We start from the raw sequence: 17660 nt of genomic DNA on the forward strand, positions 1-17660 counted from the left end.
CAGCAAGCGCGCTAAGCGATCAGCACGACCTCGGGCTCCTGTACGTGGTAGCCCTGGATGAAATTGACGCCCATCTGCCACATGCGGGCCATGACGTTGGCGTCCTCGACATGACTGACGATGGTGCGAATCCGCCGTTGTTTGGCCTGGTCCATGAAGCCGGCCATTTTCTTCTGGATGTCCTTGTCGCTGAAGTTGTGCGTGTAGGACATGTGGAACTTGAGGAAATTGATCGGCAGGTGCTCCAGCAGCTGCGCGGAATTCACCCCGATGCCGAAGTGTTCGATGGCGACGCTGGCGCCGCAGTCGCGCAGATATTTGGTCAGGGTCTTGGCCTTGCGGATGTGGTTCTGCAGGGAAATTTCCTGAATCTCGAAGCAGACTTCCTCTTCGCCGAGCTTGCGGCCCTTGAGCAGTTCCTGGAACCAGGCGATGTACCCGTCGGTATCTTTCAGGGTGTCCTCGCTGAGCTTGACGAACAGCATCGAGCCCTCTTTGCGGTTTCCGCGCGCCGTGATCACGTTGGTGGCCTGCTGGATGACCCAACGATCGATCAGGCGCATCAGCCCGGCCTTCTCGGCGATGCGGACGAAGTCGCTGGCGTGCACTTCCTCGCCCTGGTCGTTGATCATTCGGATCAGCACGTCGAAGTGCTGGCGCGTGTCGCCCTCCAGGCTGGCGATGGTCTGGTAGGCCAGCTTGAAGCGATTGTCCTCCAGTGCGGCGCGGATGTTTTCCACCGTGCGCTGCTCTTCGCGTTCGGCCGCATTGGCCTTGGCGGTCGGCCCGATCAGGGCATAGCGATTGCCGCCACGGCCGGACAGCTTGCGCGCATCGTTGGCGAGCACCCCGACGATCTTCGAAGCGGTTTCGGCAGCACTGAGGGGATACACGGTGATCGACAGCGACACCTGCGACTCGTGTTCCGCCGTGCTGAACACCTGGGCGCCGATATCGCGCACCAGCCGGTCCGCCAGCGGCTCGAATTCCAGCGCATCGTGGCGCGACACCAGCAGAGCAAATTCGTGGGTGGAGAACCGGAACAGGTTCACGCCTGCCTCGGCATCGCGCGCCAGACGCGCGCCGGCCTGCACCGCGACCTGCTCGGCGTCCAGGTGACCGATGCGGTCTTCCAGCGAGTCGAAGCCGTCGATCACCGCAAACAGAGCGGCTCTGGGTTCTTCATCGGCGCCGGTATTGTCGATGGCATTGAAGAAATCGAGCCGCCCGGCCGCGGCGGCGGTGGGTGCCTGCACCGCTTCGGCGCGGATCAGCATTTCCACGAAGCGCTCGCCGTCGGCCTCGCCCCGGGTCAGCTGCGCCGACACGGTGACGGGGGTGCGGTCACGGCTGAGCAGGGCGCACTCCAGCGACTTGCCGTCGGCGCGGCCGTTGTTGAGCTGGCGCAGCTGGTCGCGCACGGCGGCGTGCTGTTCGGGCGCCACCAGATCCATCAGCGGCATGCCGGCCAGAGCGGCGGGGTCATCGTGACCCAGCAGGTTGGCGAACGCGGGATTGACCTCGGCCAGGATACCCTCGTAGATCTGCGCCACGGCGTCACCGGTGCCGGCGACCAGCTGGGTATAGCGGGATTCGTAGTCGGCCAGCAGCGCGCGCGTACGGGCCAATTCGCGCAGGTTGCGGTAGGCCAGGTATTCACGCAGGTAAACGCGCTCCAGATGTCCCAGGCTTTCCTCGTTGCAATCGGATACCAGATCGCGCGCGCCGGCGGCGACCGCGGCCGCCGCGTTGTCGCCGGACAGGCGCTGGCCTAGCGAGAGAATCGGCAGACTGGGTGCAAAGCGTCGGCAGCTTTCCATCACCGCCCTGAGCGGCAGTGCCGCGGACTGGTCCGAGGCCATCAGCAGATCCGGTGGACTCTTCTGCAGATGTTGTTCGAGCTCGGCGGCGTCGGAGACCCACACCGCACGCATCTTGTGGCCGGCGTTACGCAGATGGCTTTCGATGCGCTTGGCGTTTTCCTCGAAAGGCGCCACCACCAGCACCAGCGCAGTCGTGGCGGCCGGGGCGGCGGTTCTCAGCAGCGGCGGGTTGTTCACCATGGAATCCAGGTTTTGGCGGGCTCACCCGGCACTTCCCGTGCCAGTTTGGGGACCAGATACCCGGGGGAGCTTCGCGACAACTCTCGCATCAGCCGTACCGCCCGGTCCTCGGAAACCTCGAAATGGGCCGCGCCCTCGACGCGGTCCATCACATGCAGATAGTAGGGGAGAACCCCCAGACTGAACAGGCGCTCATGCAGGCCCATCAGTACGTCGGTCGTGTCGTTGATGCCGCGCAGCAGAACCGACTGGTTGAGCAGGGTCAAGCCGGTATTGCGCAGCGCACGGCAGGCGTCGCGCACGGTCGAGTCCAGTTCGTTGGCGTGATTGGCGTGCAGCACCATCGCCTTGTCCAGCGGCAGCGCGGTCAGAATCTTGAGCAGGCCGGCATCGACCCGTTCCGGCAGCACGATGGGCTGACGCGTGTGGATGCGGACGCGACGCAGGTGCGGGATGCGTGCCAGGCCTTCCAGCAACTCTTGCAGACGCTCGTCCGAAAGAGACAACGGATCGCCGCCGGAGAGGATCGCTTCAACGATGCCGGGATCGGCGGCCAGACGTGCCAGCGCAGGTTGCCAGTGACCGCGCGCGGCAAGGCTTTCGGCATAGGGAAAGTGGCGCCGGAAGCAGTAGCGACAGTGCACGGCGCAGGCGCCGGTGGTGATCAGCAGGGCGCGGCCGTGGTACTTGTGCAGCACGCCGTCTCCCAGCGCGGCGTCCAGGTCGCCGACTGCGTCGCGCACAAAGCCTGCAGCCTGCTCCGCCTCCCGCGCGGCCGGCCACACCTGAAGAAACAGCGGATCGAGGGGATCGCCCTTGCGCATGCGCGCGGCGTAACCGCGGGGTACGCGCAAGGGGAACGAGCGCAGACGCGGCAGTTCCAGTGCCGGCAGCGCGGGATCCAGCTCCAGGTAGGACAGCAGATCGGACGGACGGCTGAAAGCCTGGCGCAGCGCGTGCTGCCAGGCCGGCGCACGCGGCGCCTCGGCCGAGGTCTGTCTTGGGTCGGGGCTAGCGGCTATCATGCGCGGCCGATTTTCACCGATTCCGGTCGCACAAACGCGCGACCGTGATGAACGCAACCCCGTACATCCAGGACAAAGAGCGTCTCGCGCATGGCTACCGTCAGCACCAATGAAATGAAATCCGGCACCAAGGTGCTGGTCGATGGCGAACCCTACTCCATCGTCGACAACGAATATCGCAAACCCGGCAAGGGTCAGGCCACCAACACGGTGAAGATTCGCAGCCTCAAGACCGGCCGCGTGATCGATCGTACTCTCAAGTCGGGAGACACCTGGGAGCTGGCCGACATCGAGGAAGTGGAGATGCAGTATCTCTACAACGATGGCGAGTTCTGGCATTTCATGAACCCCGCCAGCTTCGAGCAGATCCAGGCCAGCAAGACCGCGTGCGAAGACGCCGCCAAGTGGATCAAGGGCGAAGAGACTTGCAAGATCATGTTCTTCAACGGCCAGCCCCTGTCGGTGACGCCGCCCAACTTCGCGATCCTGGCCATCACCGAAACCGATCCGGGCCTTCGTGGCGACACCAGCGGCGGCGGCGGCAAGCCGGCCACCCTGGAAACCGGCGCCATCGTGCGCGTACCGCTGTTCGTGCAGCAGGGCGAACTGGTCAAGGTCGACACCCGCACCGGGGAGTACCTGAGCCGGGCGGGCAAGTAGCTCGCGAGGTGTGAGGCGTGAGGCGTGAGGCGCCGCTATGGCAGCCCTCTGCCAGTCTGGAAACTCTGAAAGCGCGGGCCGAACTTTATGGTTCGGTCCGCGCTTTTTTTGGCGTCCGCGGTGTGCTCGAGGTGGACACGCCGATCCTGTCGGCGCATGCCACTGTGGATCGGCACATCGAATCCTTTGCCGTGCCCGGCGGCGGCTGGCTGCAGACCTCGCCGGAGTTCGCGATGAAGCGGCTGCTGTGTGCCGGCAGCGGACCGATCTTTCAGATCGCACCCGCGTTTCGACGCGAGGAGCGGGGTCGACATCACAACCCCGAGTTTCGTCTGCTCGAGTGGTACCGACCGGACTGGGATCACGATCTGCTGATGGACGAGGTCGAAGAGCTGATGCATGCGCTCGACGTCGGCCGCGGCCGCAGCTTCGTGCGCCTGAGCTATCGCGAGGCTTTTCTGGCCTTCGCCGGCATAGACCCGTTCACCGAGACGGTGGAAGCCTTGGCGCGGCGCGCGGCTGCCGGCGCGGTACCAATGCTGGATCTTGGCGGCCAGGCCTTGGATCGCGACGCCTGGCTGGACCTGTGGATGTCGCACCGCGTGGGTCCGCGGCTGGGTCACGAGGCGCCGGTGTTTCTGCACGACTTCCCGGCCAGCCAGGCGGCGCTGGCGCGCGTGCGGCCGGGCGATCCGCCGCTGGCCGAGCGTTTCGAGCTGTTCTGGCAGGGCATCGAGCTGGCCAACGGCTTTCACGAACTGGCCGACGCCGCCGAACAGCGCGCCCGCTTCGAGGCCGACCTCGTCTGGCGTGCGCAGCAGCACCGCACGACGCCGCCTATGGACGCGTATCTGATCGCCGCGCTGGAGCACGGCCTGCCGGATTGCGCGGGGGTGGCCCTGGGTCTGGATCGCCTGCTGATGCTCAAGCTCGGCCTGCCCGAAGTGGCCCCCAGTCTGACGTTTGCGGCCGATCGCGCCTGAGGGGTGAAGGCGCTGCGGATTCTGCAACCTGCGTGCATCCCGGGAAATGCGGTTGCCGCGGATTTCGCGGAGACCGCGGATCGAAAGGCAGCGGCCTGTGCAGGCTGATCCGTTCACCGAAGCGGTGTCGCGACGATCCCAACCGGCTTTTGTTGTGGACCGTGTTTGTCCGGGCCGTGCGTGGCCGGCAGTTGCGACTCCTCGGTTCGTCCACGCCGGAATCTTCTGTGTGCCCCCGCCTGCGTCGTTGCGAGCGTCGCCTATTCCGGCAACCGCAGCCGCAGGGCACGCAGGCGTGTCGACAAGTCTGCGGCGCGCGCGAGGCGCGTCTGCGGATCCGGGTGGACCGCCGCTGCGATCTCGGCGCGCAATTGCGGGTCGCGTACCTACGCGGTCCAGTCGGCCGTCATTGCGCACTGCAAGTCGCCCAGCACGCACTGATAGAGCAGGACGCCGAGCGCGTGAATGTCGCCCGGACGATCGCCAGCGCGGCGGCGGCGGCTCAGTGACGCGCGCCCGTCAGGCGGCATCTGCGACCAGCCCCAGTTCGCCAGTTTGATCGTAGGGCCGCTGTCCGATGCTGCGAGCACGACCACGGAGGCGGGTTTGAGGTCCTCGTGCAGAATGCCGGCGGCGTGAGCGGCATCCACGGCATCGGCGATGCGCGCCACCCACTCGAGCCGGGCGGATAGCGGCAAGGCACTGGCATCACCGTTGCGCGAACCCCACTGCAGCAAGGTGCCCAGCGAGCTCCATTCGGTTTCCATCCACGCGGGTTGTTCGTCGAGCTGTTGGCTCAGCAGCGCGACCGCCGGCGAGTCGTCGGGGCCGCAGGCTTCGCGCAGGCGCTGGATCGCCGTCAGTTCGCGGAGCATGAATTCGGACGCGACAGCGTCCGGCGCGAACTTCAGCATCCGTTTGCCACGGTGCTGGCGATGTTCGATCGCCCAGGCCTCGCCCTGCACACCACGGTCCAGGCATTCCACCAGGCGCCATTCGGGGCGCCCGGCCGGCGACTGGCCGACAGCCAGCCTGAGCCCGGTGGCAAGCGCCTCGTCCTGCTCCACCGTCACTGGCACGCCCAGGCGATAGCCTTGGCCGTGCACGGTGAGCACCTTGTGCCAGTCGCGGTCGTCCAGCGCGCTGCGCAGCTTGGTCACGCAGTTGGTCAGGGCGCCGTCGGAAACCGGTTTGTCCTGCCACAAGTCGTCGAGCAGTTCGTCCTTGCCGCAAACTTCGCCGGGACGTTCCAGCAAGCGCATCAACAGATGCCACACGCGAGGTTGTACATCCGCTATGGCGCCCTGCACTTGAATCTGCCGGGTGGCCTCATCGACGACGACGTCGGCGAACCGCCAGCGTCTGGGTCGCGTTTCAGGCTGCAAGACAACCCCCTTTGTTGTGTCGAAGCATCGGCAAGCGTCGGATCGTCACCCGACCCGCGGCCTCATCCGGTTCGAGCGACGATGCTCCATCCCTTTGGCGCGAGCGTCGATCCCCGGGGCGCCGAATCCGACCGGCAATCTGCGAGCGGGATCACATTTAGCACGTGAAGGTTGGGAAACGGTGAGGACCTGCGGGCCGCTTCATCTTACGTTGGCGGGACGTTCCAACCTCCGGAATTTCCATGTCCAGCACCCGCTCCCGACGCGATGCCCCGGCCGCCATGCCAGGACCCGGCTCGTCCTGGCGACAGGCCCTGTGGCTGCTCCTGGCGATGCTGGCCGTCGTCGCGCTGTGCATCTGGAGTGTACCGGGTGAAGCGCAGCTGCTGCGTAACCTGCTGGGCAGTGGCGGGGGCGCCCCTTCGGCGCCCGTCAAGTCGGGCATGTTCAGCGCGCCGCTGTCGATTCCAACGCCGGAGGGCGACCGCTTCTTTCTGGTTTACGCGCCGCGCGATTACCGGCCAGGCGATCCCGTGCTGCTCGCGCTGCACGGCGGTAGCCTGAGTTATGAAATTGCGATGGAGCCGGGCAATCCGTTTGCCGCCATCGTCGATCTGGCCGACGAGCACGGCTACCTGCTGATCCTGCCCAACGGCACCAACGGGCTGCTGGCGCCGGGCTCGCCGGGGTGGGCGGACGGCCGCTCCAACAAGACCTGGAATGACTGCCGTCCGAGTCCTGGCCGCGTGGCAGACGACGTCGGCTTCCTGTCCGACTTGATTGCACACGCCACCGACACCGACGGCCCGTACCGGGCCGACCCCGAACAGGTCTTCGTCATCGGCCAGTCCAATGGCGGCTTCATGGCGCAGCGCATGGCCCTGGAGCGGCCGCAATTGCTGCGCGCGGTGGGTTCGGCCCTGGCCAACGTCGCGGCCGACAGCGAGTGCGTGCCCGCCGGGCGCGCCGTTCCCATCGCGCTGGTCAACGGCGACCAGGACCTGCTGGTACCCTGGCGCGGTACCGCGAATGCCGATGGCAGTTGTCCCGCGCTGTCGCTGTCGCTCACCGGCTGCATGCTGTCGGCGGAAGCCTCTCGCGATTTCTGGGTGGCCTACAACGGCAACGCGGCCGCCGCGCGGGTCGACCGCCAGCTGACCAATGTGACCTCGTCCGACGCCGGCTCCACGCTGCGCGAGATGCGCTACGACCGCCGGCCGGGCAGCTTTACCAAGCCCTCGCCGGCGCCGGTGGTGTTCTACCGCGCCAACCGTGCCGGCCATGTCGAACCCAGCCTGCTGTACCGCATCGGCACCGCCGGCAAGGCCGCTTTCGGCAACCAGAACCAGGATGCCGAGGGATACGGCCTGATCTGGTCGTTCTTCGAGTCGTTGCCGGCGGTGAACTGAAGCGTCGGCGCCGCGCCTGTCTTTATGCAGGCACCGGTAGAATCGGTGCCTCATGAATACTTATTCCCCTCGCCTTGCGCGGCTGATCGAGGCCTTGCGCAAGCTGCCTGGCGTCGGTCCCAAATCGGCCCAGCGCATGGCGTTTCACCTGTTGGATCGCGACCGTCGCGCCGCCGAGCAACTGGGTCTTGCCTTGAACGAGGCGCTCAGCGGCATCGGCCGCTGCCCCAGCTGCCGCATGTTCTGCGAGGACGCGGCCTGTCGCTACTGCAGCCCGGCGCGCCGGGCGGCGGGCCAGCTCTGCGTGGTGGAAACGCCCGCCGATCTGATGGCCATCGACGCCGCCACGTCTTATCGCGGACGCTACTTCGTGCTGATGGGACGGCTGTCGCCGCTGGACGGCGTGGGGCCGGAGGAACTGGGTCTGGCAGCTCTGCAGGCGCTGCTCGACGACGGCTCGGTGCAGGAGATGATCGTGGCCACCAACCCCACCGTGGAGGGCGAGGCCACCGCCTACTACCTGGCCGAGATGGGCAAGGCCGCCGGGATCAAGGTATCGCGCATCGCCCATGGTGTTCCCATGGGCGGCGAACTGGAATACGTCGACGGCGGCACCCTGGCGCACGCGCTGAGCGGGCGCACGCCGGTTTAGCCCATTAGCGCGTCGATCTTGGCGGCGCAGATGAAGTCGTTCTCGGTCAGCCCGCCCACGGCGTGAGTCCAGTAACGCACTTCGCAGGTCTTGTAGCCGAAGTTCACGTCGGGATGATGGTCCTCCCGATGTGCCACGTAGATCACCGCGTTCACGAACGCGGTGGTGTGGTAGTAGTTCTTGAACTCGAACGTCGCGGCGAGCGCGCGACTGTCGCCGGCCAGTGTCCATCGCGGCTGCAGTTGCGGCATCAGCGCGGCGCAGGCCGCGGCGTCCAGCGCCGGCACGCCGCCTTCGCAGGGCACACAGCGCTTGTTGGTGAGCTCGGTCATGAGGATGCTCCGTCTTGAGGTCCCGGTTCGCGCACGATAACAGGCGCTTTCTTCCACAGGCCGCCGTGCGAATACTGCGCCCAGCCCCAGCGCAGCCAGTTGAGCAGGCTGTTGGCCAGCCACAACGCCCATAGCAGCATCAGTCCGCGATAGAACCAGATCGACACCGACAGCACCCAGGCTTCAGGCAGGGCGTCGGCGTAGCGGTCCTGGTACCAGTTGAGCTGATAACGCGTGGAATCGTTGCCGGCAATCTGCATGTCCGGGGTGCCCAGCAAGCCCTGCGCGACCGCACCAAACAAGATGCTCAAGGCCACCAGCGTCCACAGCGCCAGCAGGATCTGCGCCGCATTGAACCGCCGCGCACTCCAGTGCTGCGGTATCCGCGCACGCAGCGCCAGCGCGAACAGCCAGCCGGCCACTGCGGCCGCGCCGACGACGGGCAGTTGCGACAGGCCGATCATCAGCAGCGCCCACTGCGTGCCCCGCAGCGGCGTCAGCCCGCTGCGGCCGAGTGCGATGGCCACCGCCAGCAACACTGCCAGCACGCCCCAGAACAACACCGCCGGGCCCAGGGTCGGTCCATGGACCCACAACACCCAGCGGTCTTCCGGGAGATGGACGCGCAGGCGTGCGTTGACCCCGGATGAGCCGGGGGACAAGGCCGGCGTGCGGGTGACCAGGCCCAGACCCTCCTCGGCGCGCAGGCGCACCGCTACCTGTTGCGTGCCGGGGCGCAAGGGCAGGATCAGGCCGTCTTCTTCGCGCCGCGGCGGCTGCGGCACGCCGTCGATGTCCAGGCCCTGCAGGCTCAGGTGCGCGGGCAGGGGTAGCGCGTGCTGGCCGCCCTGGCTGGCCCGTAGGGTCAAGTCCAGACGGTAGTCGGTAGCGCGCTTGCCGGGCTGCACGTCCAGCTCGGCTGCGTCCATGGTCAGCACCTGGCCGCTGACCGACTGCGGTCGCGCCACCTGGATCACCAGGGTCTCGCCCGGCCATGGACGGAAGCTCACCAGTCGCCAGTCGCCCTCCTGATTGGCCACCGGCGCCAGGCCGTCGAAGTCGACGTGCCACAACGGGCTGATGTCGAAGCGCCAAGTCTCGAACAGATTGACGCTGCTGTCCGCCTTCAAGTCGAGTTGCGGCGCGACCTCCAGCCGCGAAGTCCAGCGCACCACGCGCTGACCCGGTGAGAAGCTGGCCTGGATCACCTTGCCGAGCTTGCGCACAGCGTCGCCGGTGACGACCTCCCCGGTCAGCGCCGGCACCGAAGCCACCAGCGCGCCCTGGGCGTTGCCCTCGCGCTGCAACTGCGATTCCACGTTCCATACCAGCCCGAACTGGAGATTGCGTGTCAGCCGCAGCAGGGGTGGTAGCGCCTGTCCGCCGCCTGGTTCGAGTGCGCCGCCGTCGTCGCCCGCGGGTGCATCCGCAGGTTTCTCGCGCAGCAGGTCGATGACGCTGCCGGCACGGCCCTGCGCATCCACGCCGCTGACGTTCCAGCCGGGCGCGTCGACACTGACCTGCTTCGGCGGCGGTGCGGTCGGCAGTTGAATCTGCGTAAAGCCCTCGAGATCGCCGCTGACGTCCACCTCGTGGCGACCCGCCGGCACCCGCAGCCACAGTACGCCGCGCGCATCGCGCAACAGGGTCGCCGGCTCGCCGTCCAGGCGAACCTGCGACGGCTGCCACACGCGGCTTTGTTCGCTGGCCAGCGGCGGCACCGGCAGCGGCAGCGCCGTATCCACCTGCGCCTGCGCGCTCAGGCGCAGCAGCAGGGTCTGTGTGGCGTCCACCGCCACCGCCATGCGCGACCAGTGGGCACAGTGCGGCAAGCAGTCGGGCGGGGCGATCAGGCGTTCGCGCAACTCGTCGAGCAGGGCTTGCGACGGCGTCGGCGGGTCGGACTGTGGGGCCTGCAAGGCCATCGCCGGCAAGGGCAGCGCCAGCAACGCCGCGGTCAGCGCCAGAGTGAGCGTCAGGGTCGCTGCCGTTGCAGCGTCAACGGGGCGAAGACGCAGGCGCGGCCCGCCCGGCGGCCACGCCAGCCAGCGCACCGCCAGCACGGCGATCAACAGGATCGAGACCCATCCGAGCAGACGCGTCAGCCACGGCGGTATCAACCACAGACGGAACGCCTGATCGGCGGTGACCGGCCCCGACCAGCTCAGTTGCGCGCTGCGCCAGTGCCAGGCCGGCAAGCCCGGCCCGGTCTGGGTCAGTACATTGGGGTCGAGCGCCTGGATCGACGTCTGCACCGCGTTCTGCTGGGGCGCCGATGCCGGCTCCAGCAGCTGCCGCGACGACTGGCCGACACCGTCGGCCGAGGCTTCGAGCTTGGACATGACCCGTGGCTGATCCATCTCCTGCGGTGCGGCTGCCTCGCTGTAGGCGATGTCGGCGCTGCCGGCCATGGGCGCGGCGCGATGTGCCCACGCGCCAGCCGGATCCAGTTGCGGGTACAGGCTCAGGCGCGCCTGCTGTACCGCGAACGGCAATGCCACGAATGTCAGGATCGCCGCGGCGACCCATTGATAACCCCACAGCAGCTTACGCAGGCGACCGCCGTCCAGCGATGCCGGCAGCGCGCGCAGCAGGGCGATGGCCGCGATCAGATTGAGCCAGGCCCAGCGCGGCGCGGCCGGCTCGTGCCAGGTGAGCGCCAGGGTCAGCAGGGTCAACAGCGCTGCACCGCGGCCGAACAGGCGCAACGCGGCGATGGCGGCGACCAGCACCAGGAACAGATCCAGCAAGGTCCAGCGCGCCAGCCAGGTGTCCGGCACGTTGTCCACCCCCGGCGCGGCGATCAGCCGCCAGGCCGGCGGCAGGTGCAGCGTGGTGTCGACACCCTGCAGGTTGGTGTTCCAGCCGCCCGCGGGCAGGCGCTGGCCGGCATCGTCGATGCGGCTGTCGGCAGACAGGTTCAACACGCCATGACGCACTTCCACACCGACCCCGTCCTGATGGCGGGTGATGAGCTGCGGCTGGCCGTCCACCTGCACGCGACCAAGGGTGATCGGCGCTTGCGCGTCCAGCCGCCACGTCCGTGCCAGGCGTCCGTGCAGGTGGTCCTGCACGCTGTAGCCGCCGCCGTCGAAGTCCAGCCACAACTGACGCTGCAGGCGCAGGTCGTCGGGTGCCAGGTCGCGACTGCCGCGCTGGCGCTCGGCCAGACTCAACTGCGCTCCGGGTTCGGCCAGAAAAGCCGGCAACGCCTGCCAGGGCGCCGGCACGCCAGTCTGGCGCGGGTCCACCGGCGCCAGACCGGTCGGCTCGACCACCCGCAGCTCGGGGCGCATGCGCAGCGACCAGATCTCCTGCGCCGCCCAATCCGGGCTTGCCGCCGGAGCCGGCAGCATCAACGGCGCCGCCGTCGCGCGGGCGCTCAGGGTCAGGGTCCACAGGCCCGGGCGCACCTGCACCCGCAAGTAGCCGTCCTCGTCCAGGCGCGCTGGCAGGCCGCCGCTCAGGCTCAGCGGCACCAGCCCGGGCAGCAGCGCGGGACCGATGCGTTCTTCTCGCACTTCGCCGCCGGCTTCGATCTGGATCTGGGTGGTGACCAGCGCCGGGATGTCGTCGTCGATCAGGCGGAATACGCGCAGGCTCAGCCGCTCTGCCTGCTCGGCTGCGCTCGCGGCGCGGCGGCCCAACCACAGTTGATTGCCGGTGTCGCGCTGCGGATGGGCCACCTCACGGCCGCCCAGCCGCAAGGCGAGCAGCCCGCTGCCGGCCGGCACGCGCAAGGATTCCGGCAGGGCGCGCCAGTCGAAACGGCCTTGCACGACGTGCTCCCCGGCGCCGACCCACAGTGCAGGGATGGCGTCGCGGTCCAGCACCGGCGCCGCCCGATCGTTCACGGTCACGTCCTGCGGCCAGCTTGAGCTGTCGCCGGGCAGTTCCAGCCAGCCGGGTGCCTCGACACGGGCGCGCAAGTCGAAGCGGCCACCAGCGGCGTCGAGGTCGAGGTTGAGCTGGGTCGGCCAGTGGCACAGGCGCCTGGCGGCGGCGCCGTGCGCGAGCGTGCAGAGCTCGGGTTCCGCGCCGTGCAGCACCCACGGAATCCACGCCCGCAGGGGCTCAGGCACCCGATCCGGGCTCAGCGGCGCCGCCTGCGCGAGGCCGACGGTAAGCAGCAGCGCACCCAGCAACAGGCCTGGCCTCATGGAAAGACTCCTGCAACGCAAGATGGTGGAGCGAGTGTTAACGGACGCAGCGTCGGCAAGGGGTTGGCGAGCACGCATTTTGCCGGGACCCATCGGGCGCGGTTCTGCCGTCGCATCCGCACCGATGCGACTCTTCAGATCCTGCGCAGTGCATGGTCGAGGTCACTGCGCAGGTCGTCGACGTCCTCGATTCCGACCGACAGCCGGACCAGCCGATCCACGATGCCCAGGCGTTCGCGCTCGGCAGCCGGCACGCTGGCGTGGCTCATGGTGGGGGGATGGCCGATCAGGCTCTCCACCCCGCCCAGGGATTCGGCCAGCGCAAACAACTGCGTGCCCTGCAGCAGGCGCAGCGTGCCCGCCATGTCGGTGCGCAACTCCAGCGCGATCATGCCGCCGTAACCGTGCCGCATCTGGCGCTGCGCTAGCGCGTGTTGCGGGTGCGATGCCAGGCCCGGGTAGTGAACGCGGGCCACTTTGGGGTGCCGCTCCAGCCAGCCGGCGAGCTCTTGCGCGTTGGCGCAATGCCGCTGCATGCGCAGGTCCAGGGTCTTGACCCCGCGCAACGCCAGATAGGCATCGAACGGACCCGCGATGCTGCCCACCGCGTTCTGCAAGAAGCGCACACGCTCGAGCAGATCGGGGTTGGACCCGGCGACGATCACGCCACCGATCATGTCGGAATGGCCGTTGAGATACTTGGTGGACGAATGCACCACCAGATCGAAGCCCAGTTCCAGCGGCCTTTGCAGACAGGGACTGGCGAACGTGTTGTCGACCACGCTGATCAGTCCGTGCTCTCGGCACAGCGCCGCAATGGCGGCCAGATCGGCCAGACGGAGCAGCGGATTGGTCGGCGATTCGGCCCACACCATGCGCGTATCCGGCCGGATCGCACGGACCAGATTCTGCGGATCGCGCAGGTCCACGAAGGAAAACTGCAGCGCCGCGCTGCGGGCGCGCACCTGCGTGAACAGGCGATACGAGCCGCCGTAACAGTCCTCGCTGACGATCACGTGGCCGCCGGCGTCCAGCAACTCCAGCGCGGTGGCGATCGCCGCCATGCCGGAGGCGAACGACCACGCGCGCGTGCCGGACTCCAGCGCCGCCACGCAGCGCTCCCAGGCAAAGCGGGTGGGGTTGTGCGGGCGCGAGTACTCGTAGCCCTTGTGCGTACCGGGGGCGTCCTGCACGTAGGTTGAGGCCAGCGAGATCGGCGGCATCACCGCACCGGTGTTCGGGTCCGGCGACTGACCGGCGTGAATGCATTGCGTAGCGAAACGCGGGGTTCTGGCATCCGACATGCGCGCAGATTAGCGCTGAACCGCGACGGCTGCCGCAACAGTGTGTGATGCTCCTGGGACCTTTTACAGTCCGTTCGAACATGGCTGCGCACGAGAACAACCTGATCTGGATCGACCTGGAGATGACCGGCCTGATCCCCGAACGCCATCGCATCATCGAGATCGCCACCCTGGTCACCGATTCGCAGCTCACGCTGCTGGCCGAGGGCCCGACCCTGGCGGTGCACCAGTCCGATGCCGAACTCGCTGCGATGGACGAGTGGAACACGCGCCAGCATGGCGGCTCCGGCCTGACCCGGCGCGTGCGCGACAGCACGCTGGACGAGGCCGAAGCGGAGAACCTCACGCTGGAATTCCTGTTGCGCTGGGTGCCGCCGGGGGCATCGCCGATGTGCGGCAATTCGATCTGCCAGGACCGGCGTTTCCTGGCCCGCCACATGCCCAGGCTGGAACGCTTCTTCCACTACCGGAATCTCGACGTGTCCACGCTCAAAGAGCTGTGCCGGCGCTGGGCGCCCCAGGTCGCGGGTGGTTTCACCAAGGCCTCCACGCACCTTGCGCTGGACGATATTCGCGACTCCGTGGAGGAGTTGCGCTACTACCGTCGGCGCTTCATCGGAATGTCCGAAAACGGCTAAAAAATTGCGGCGCGAGGCCTTGAAACGGACATCGGCGTTCCTAGCTTTCATGGCATGCGGCGATACGCCGCAGTCAATCGCAAAAGGAGACCCGCCATGACACTCGTGAACTACGTTCCGCAGACCGCCAACCCCTATCAGTCCTACCGTCAGCCCTGGTCCCTGCATCAGGAGCTGTTGCAGGAAGTCAACCGTTTCTTCGACCGCGTCGGTGCCAACGACGCCTCCAACGGCGCGACCGCCGACTGGGCGCCAGGCGTCGACATCGAGGAATACGCCGATCGCTTCGTGCTGTACGCCGATGTGCCTGGCGTCGATCCCGCCAGCATCGAGGTCACGCTGGAGAAAGGCGTGCTGACCCTGGCCGGCAGTCGCGAGGCCATCGTCGACAAGGACGGTGCCGAGCGGCGTCGGACCGAGCGGCCGGCCGGTCGCTTCCATCGCCGCTTCACCTTGCCGGACACTGTCGATTCGGACGCGGTCAGCGCCAGCGGTCGCAACGGCGTGCTGGAAGTGGTGATCCCCAAGCGCGCGCAGGTACAGCCGCGGCGCATTGCCGTGAACGCCTGATCGGGCGTCCGACACGGCCCGCTGCCCCCAGTTCGGGCAGCGGGTCGTTCGCGTCACTCCCTTCGCGTTACGGCGGCGGCACCAGATCCCGCGGTGGCTGCCCGGCGAGCACGCGGATCACCTCCTCGGTGGCGCGCAGTCGCAGCTCCTCGACCGACGTTGGCGACGAGAACGCGATGTGCGGCGTGGTGACGATGCGCGGATGTGCGGTGATGGCCGCAGGCGGCTCGGGTTCGCCTTCGATCACGTCCAGCGCCGCGCGGCCGGGGCGTCCGACTTCCAGCGCGACGATCAAATCCTCGTTGTGAACCAGCGCGCCGCGGCTGATGTTGACCAACAGGCTGCCGGGCTTCATCTGCGCAAACGCGCGCGCATCGAACACGTGTCGGGTCTGCGCCGACAACGGCAGCAGCACGATCACCGCGTCGCTGCGCGTTAGCAGGCCGCCAAAATCCACCCACTCGATCTCGGCCGGATGGTCCGCCGCCCGCGTGCGGCTGTAGGCCAGCACGGTGCAGCCGAAGCCGCGCAATTTGCGTGCGACCAGTTTGCCGATGCGCCCGTAGCCGGCGATACCGACGGTGAGCGTGCGCACGCGCCGCGGTGTCGGACGCGAGGGATCCCAGATGCCCTGCTTGACCTCGCGGTCGTTCTCGGTGATCCCGCGGGCCCAGTCGAGGAGCATCGCCACGGCGTGATCCGACATCTCCTCGACGCAGTAATCCGGCACATTGGTCACCAGCGCGCCGCGCGCAGCGGCGGCCACGCGGTCGATGTTGTCCAACCCGACGCCGACGCGGGCGACCAATTGCAGGTTCTCGCAGTGGCCGATGGCGGCCCGATTGACGAGCGCCCAGCAGGTCATGATCGCCTGTGGGCGATAATGTGCGCATTGGGCGACAATATTTTCGGGTGGCGGCGCCGCCTTCGGTCCTGCGATGAGTTCCAGGCCGGCGGCGGCAAAGCGCTCGTACTCGAGGTCGAGGTTGTTCCAGGCATAGTCGGTGAGCAGCACTTTCTGGCGTTTGTTCATCTGCGGTTCTGGAAAGCTGTGTTGGGCTGTTCAGCGCGTCTTCAGCCGTGCGGACCTTGCATCCTCTGGGAGCAAAGGGGGCGGTTTCATAGCCTTGTCACGTGCGTCGGCGCATCGTTTACGCGATCGGCAACGCCGCCGATCCGATTTTCGTCAGGGGAGTGATCGATGTCGAATGGATTCAAGACCAGGCTCGGCCTGGGTGTAGTGGGCATTTTTCTGGGTCTGTCGCCGCAACTGGCGCAAGCCGGCGTGAACGGCCCGTACGTCAGCCTGTTCGGTGGCTTAAATCTTCTGGAGGACGAGGACTTCCGTCTGTCCGGACGCGATGTCGAACTGCCGGTCCGCAACGGCGACACCCTGTTCGCGATCGACTCGGACGACGGTTTCGTCGCCGGTTTGGCCGTCGGCGTTCGTCAGGGCATCTTTCGGCCGGAGCTGGAGCTGGCCTACCGCCTCAACGATGTCGACCAGCAGACCGAGAATCGCGTCGTGGGCGGTGGCCTGCTGACACCTGGCACGGCAGCGACGGTGGTAACCGACGCACCCGCAGAGGAAACCGAGGCGATCACGGCCATGGCCAACGTCTGGATCGACTTCCTGGGTCCCGACTCCAAGCTGCGGCCCTACTTCGGCGGCGGCCTGGGCGCGGTGAGATTCGAGCTGAGCGATCCCACCTACAACGGCAACGATCTGGGCAGCGACGACGACATCGTGTTCGCCGGGCAGCTGGGTGCCGGTATCGGCTACAGCGTGACGCCGAAAATCGATGTGAGCCTGGACTACCGTTACCTGAAGTCCGAAAGCGGCGATTTCGAGTATGGCGTCGACAACGAGGAATTCGTCAAGGCCCGCTACGAAACGCAGTCGGCGATGCTGACCTTGCGCTACAACTTCGGCAACCCGCCGCCGCCCCCGCCGCCGCCGCCGGAACCCGAGCCGGTGCAGGTGGTCGAGGCCCCGCCGCCCCCGCCCCCACCCCCGCCGCCGCCGCCGTGCACCGGCCCCGACGGCGAGCAGTTGATGGATATGGAAGGCTGCAAGACCGGCGACACCATCGTGTTGCGTGGCGTGAACTTCGACTTTGATCGCTCCGTGCTCACCGCCAATGCCCAGACCATCCTGGACATGGTTGCGACGGAACTGACCGAGCATCCGGATATCGACGTCGAAGTGGTCGGTCACACCGACTCCAGGGGCTCCGAGCCTTACAATCAGACGCTGTCTGAACGCCGCGCCGCTGCAGTCGTGAAGTACCTGGAGGGCAAGGGCGTCGCCACCGAGCGCATGGCGCCGCGCGGGATGGGCGAGGCCCAGCCGATGTCCGACAACGCGACCGACGAAGGTCGCGAGATGAACCGGCGCGTCGAGCTGCAGGTGATCGCCGATGGCTCCGAAGGCGGTCAGTAAACGCGTTTAGCCGAAGCGCGCAGCGGCTGAGCGGAC

General features: G+C 67.5%; 14 protein-coding genes. 7 read left to right on the plus strand and 7 right to left on the minus strand.

The genetic code is table 11. From position 1 onward, the window contains the following. Positions 1–11: 11 nt before the first annotated feature. Both ACOOHP_RS07115 and epmB read right to left on the minus strand, forming a co-directional pair. Positions 12–2060: an EAL domain-containing protein gene (locus ACOOHP_RS07115; protein ID WP_420465760.1), complete on the minus strand. Its 2049-nt coding sequence runs from the start codon at positions 2058–2060 to the stop codon at positions 12–14. Then, positions 2057–3088: an EF-P beta-lysylation protein EpmB gene (gene epmB, locus ACOOHP_RS07120; protein WP_420465761.1), complete on the minus strand. Its 1032-nt coding sequence runs from the start codon at positions 3086–3088 to the stop codon at positions 2057–2059. The genes ACOOHP_RS07115 and epmB overlap by 4 nt, the downstream gene beginning before the upstream one ends. Positions 3089–3178: 90 nt before the next feature. On the opposite strand from epmB, the gene efp reads away from it, so the two are divergent. Together efp and epmA are read left to right on the plus strand one after the other, a co-directional pair. Next, complete coding sequence (gene efp, locus ACOOHP_RS07125) at positions 3179–3748, plus strand: elongation factor P (protein WP_420465762.1); 570 nt, start codon at positions 3179–3181, stop codon at positions 3746–3748. A gap of 17 nt (positions 3749–3765) precedes the next feature. Further along, positions 3766–4731: an EF-P lysine aminoacylase EpmA gene (epmA, locus tag ACOOHP_RS07130; RefSeq protein ID WP_420465763.1), complete on the plus strand. Its 966-nt coding sequence runs from the start codon at positions 3766–3768 to the stop codon at positions 4729–4731. A gap of 386 nt (positions 4732–5117) precedes the next feature. On the opposite strand, the gene ACOOHP_RS07135 is transcribed toward epmA, so the two are convergent. Beyond that, positions 5118–6116: a winged helix-turn-helix domain-containing protein gene (locus tag ACOOHP_RS07135; protein WP_420465764.1), complete on the minus strand. Its 999-nt coding sequence runs from the start codon at positions 6114–6116 to the stop codon at positions 5118–5120. Between the two features lie 242 nt (positions 6117–6358). Here ACOOHP_RS07135 and ACOOHP_RS07140 point away from each other — a divergent pair, with 242 nt between their 5' ends. Beyond that, positions 6359–7525 (plus strand): alpha/beta hydrolase family esterase, encoded by a 1167-nt coding sequence (locus tag ACOOHP_RS07140; RefSeq protein WP_420465765.1) that lies wholly within the window; start codon positions 6359–6361, stop codon positions 7523–7525. A 52-nt stretch (positions 7526–7577) separates the two neighbouring features. Beyond that, positions 7578–8177, plus strand: coding sequence for a recombination mediator RecR (gene recR / locus ACOOHP_RS07145; protein WP_420465766.1), 600 nt, complete (start codon positions 7578–7580; stop codon positions 8175–8177). On the opposite strand, the gene ACOOHP_RS07150 is transcribed toward recR, so the two are convergent. The 3 genes from ACOOHP_RS07150 to ACOOHP_RS07160 all read right to left on the minus strand — a co-directional run bounded on the left by ACOOHP_RS07150 (position 8174) and on the right by ACOOHP_RS07160 (position 13973). Next, positions 8174–8509 carry a 4a-hydroxytetrahydrobiopterin dehydratase gene (locus tag ACOOHP_RS07150; protein ID WP_420465767.1) on the minus strand — a complete coding sequence of 112 codons (336 nt, stop codon included), beginning with the start codon at positions 8507–8509 and terminating at the stop codon, positions 8174–8176. The two genes, recR and ACOOHP_RS07150, sit on opposite strands and share 4 nt — an antisense overlap. Next, entirely contained in the window at positions 8506–12669 is a 4164-nt protein-coding gene (locus ACOOHP_RS07155) for a hypothetical protein (protein ID WP_420465768.1), read from the minus strand. Before ACOOHP_RS07155 ends, ACOOHP_RS07150 begins: the two co-directional genes overlap by 4 nt. 134 nt (positions 12670–12803) lie before the next feature. Beyond that, positions 12804–13973, minus strand: coding sequence for a trans-sulfuration enzyme family protein (locus ACOOHP_RS07160; protein ID WP_420465769.1), 1170 nt, complete (start codon positions 13971–13973; stop codon positions 12804–12806). 80 nt (positions 13974–14053) lie between these two features. Between ACOOHP_RS07160 and orn the strand changes: the two genes are divergently transcribed. Together orn and ACOOHP_RS07170 are read left to right on the plus strand one after the other, a co-directional pair. Beyond that, positions 14054–14611 carry an oligoribonuclease gene (gene orn / locus ACOOHP_RS07165; RefSeq protein WP_420465770.1) on the plus strand — a complete coding sequence of 186 codons (558 nt, stop codon included), beginning with the start codon at positions 14054–14056 and terminating at the stop codon, positions 14609–14611. Positions 14612–14707: 96 nt separating this feature from the next. Beyond that, entirely contained in the window at positions 14708–15181 is a 474-nt protein-coding gene (locus ACOOHP_RS07170) for an Hsp20/alpha crystallin family protein (protein ID WP_420465771.1), read from the plus strand. A 67-nt stretch (positions 15182–15248) separates the two neighbouring features. Here the strand turns inward: ACOOHP_RS07170 and ACOOHP_RS07175 are convergent, their stop codons facing one another. Beyond that, positions 15249–16214 (minus strand): C-terminal binding protein, encoded by a 966-nt coding sequence (locus ACOOHP_RS07175; protein WP_420465772.1) that lies wholly within the window; start codon positions 16212–16214, stop codon positions 15249–15251. 168 nt (positions 16215–16382) lie between these two features. Between ACOOHP_RS07175 and ACOOHP_RS07180 the strand changes: the two genes are divergently transcribed. Then, the gene (locus tag ACOOHP_RS07180) at positions 16383–17624 is read left to right on the plus strand and encodes an OmpA family protein (protein WP_420465773.1); all 1242 of its coding nucleotides are present in this window, start codon (positions 16383–16385) and stop codon (positions 17622–17624) included. Positions 17625–17660 lie beyond the last annotated feature (36 nt).

Origin of the sequence: Panacagrimonas sp. (assembly GCF_965216805.1) — a bacterium.
Lineage (GTDB): Bacteria > Pseudomonadota > Gammaproteobacteria > Nevskiales > Nevskiaceae > Panacagrimonas.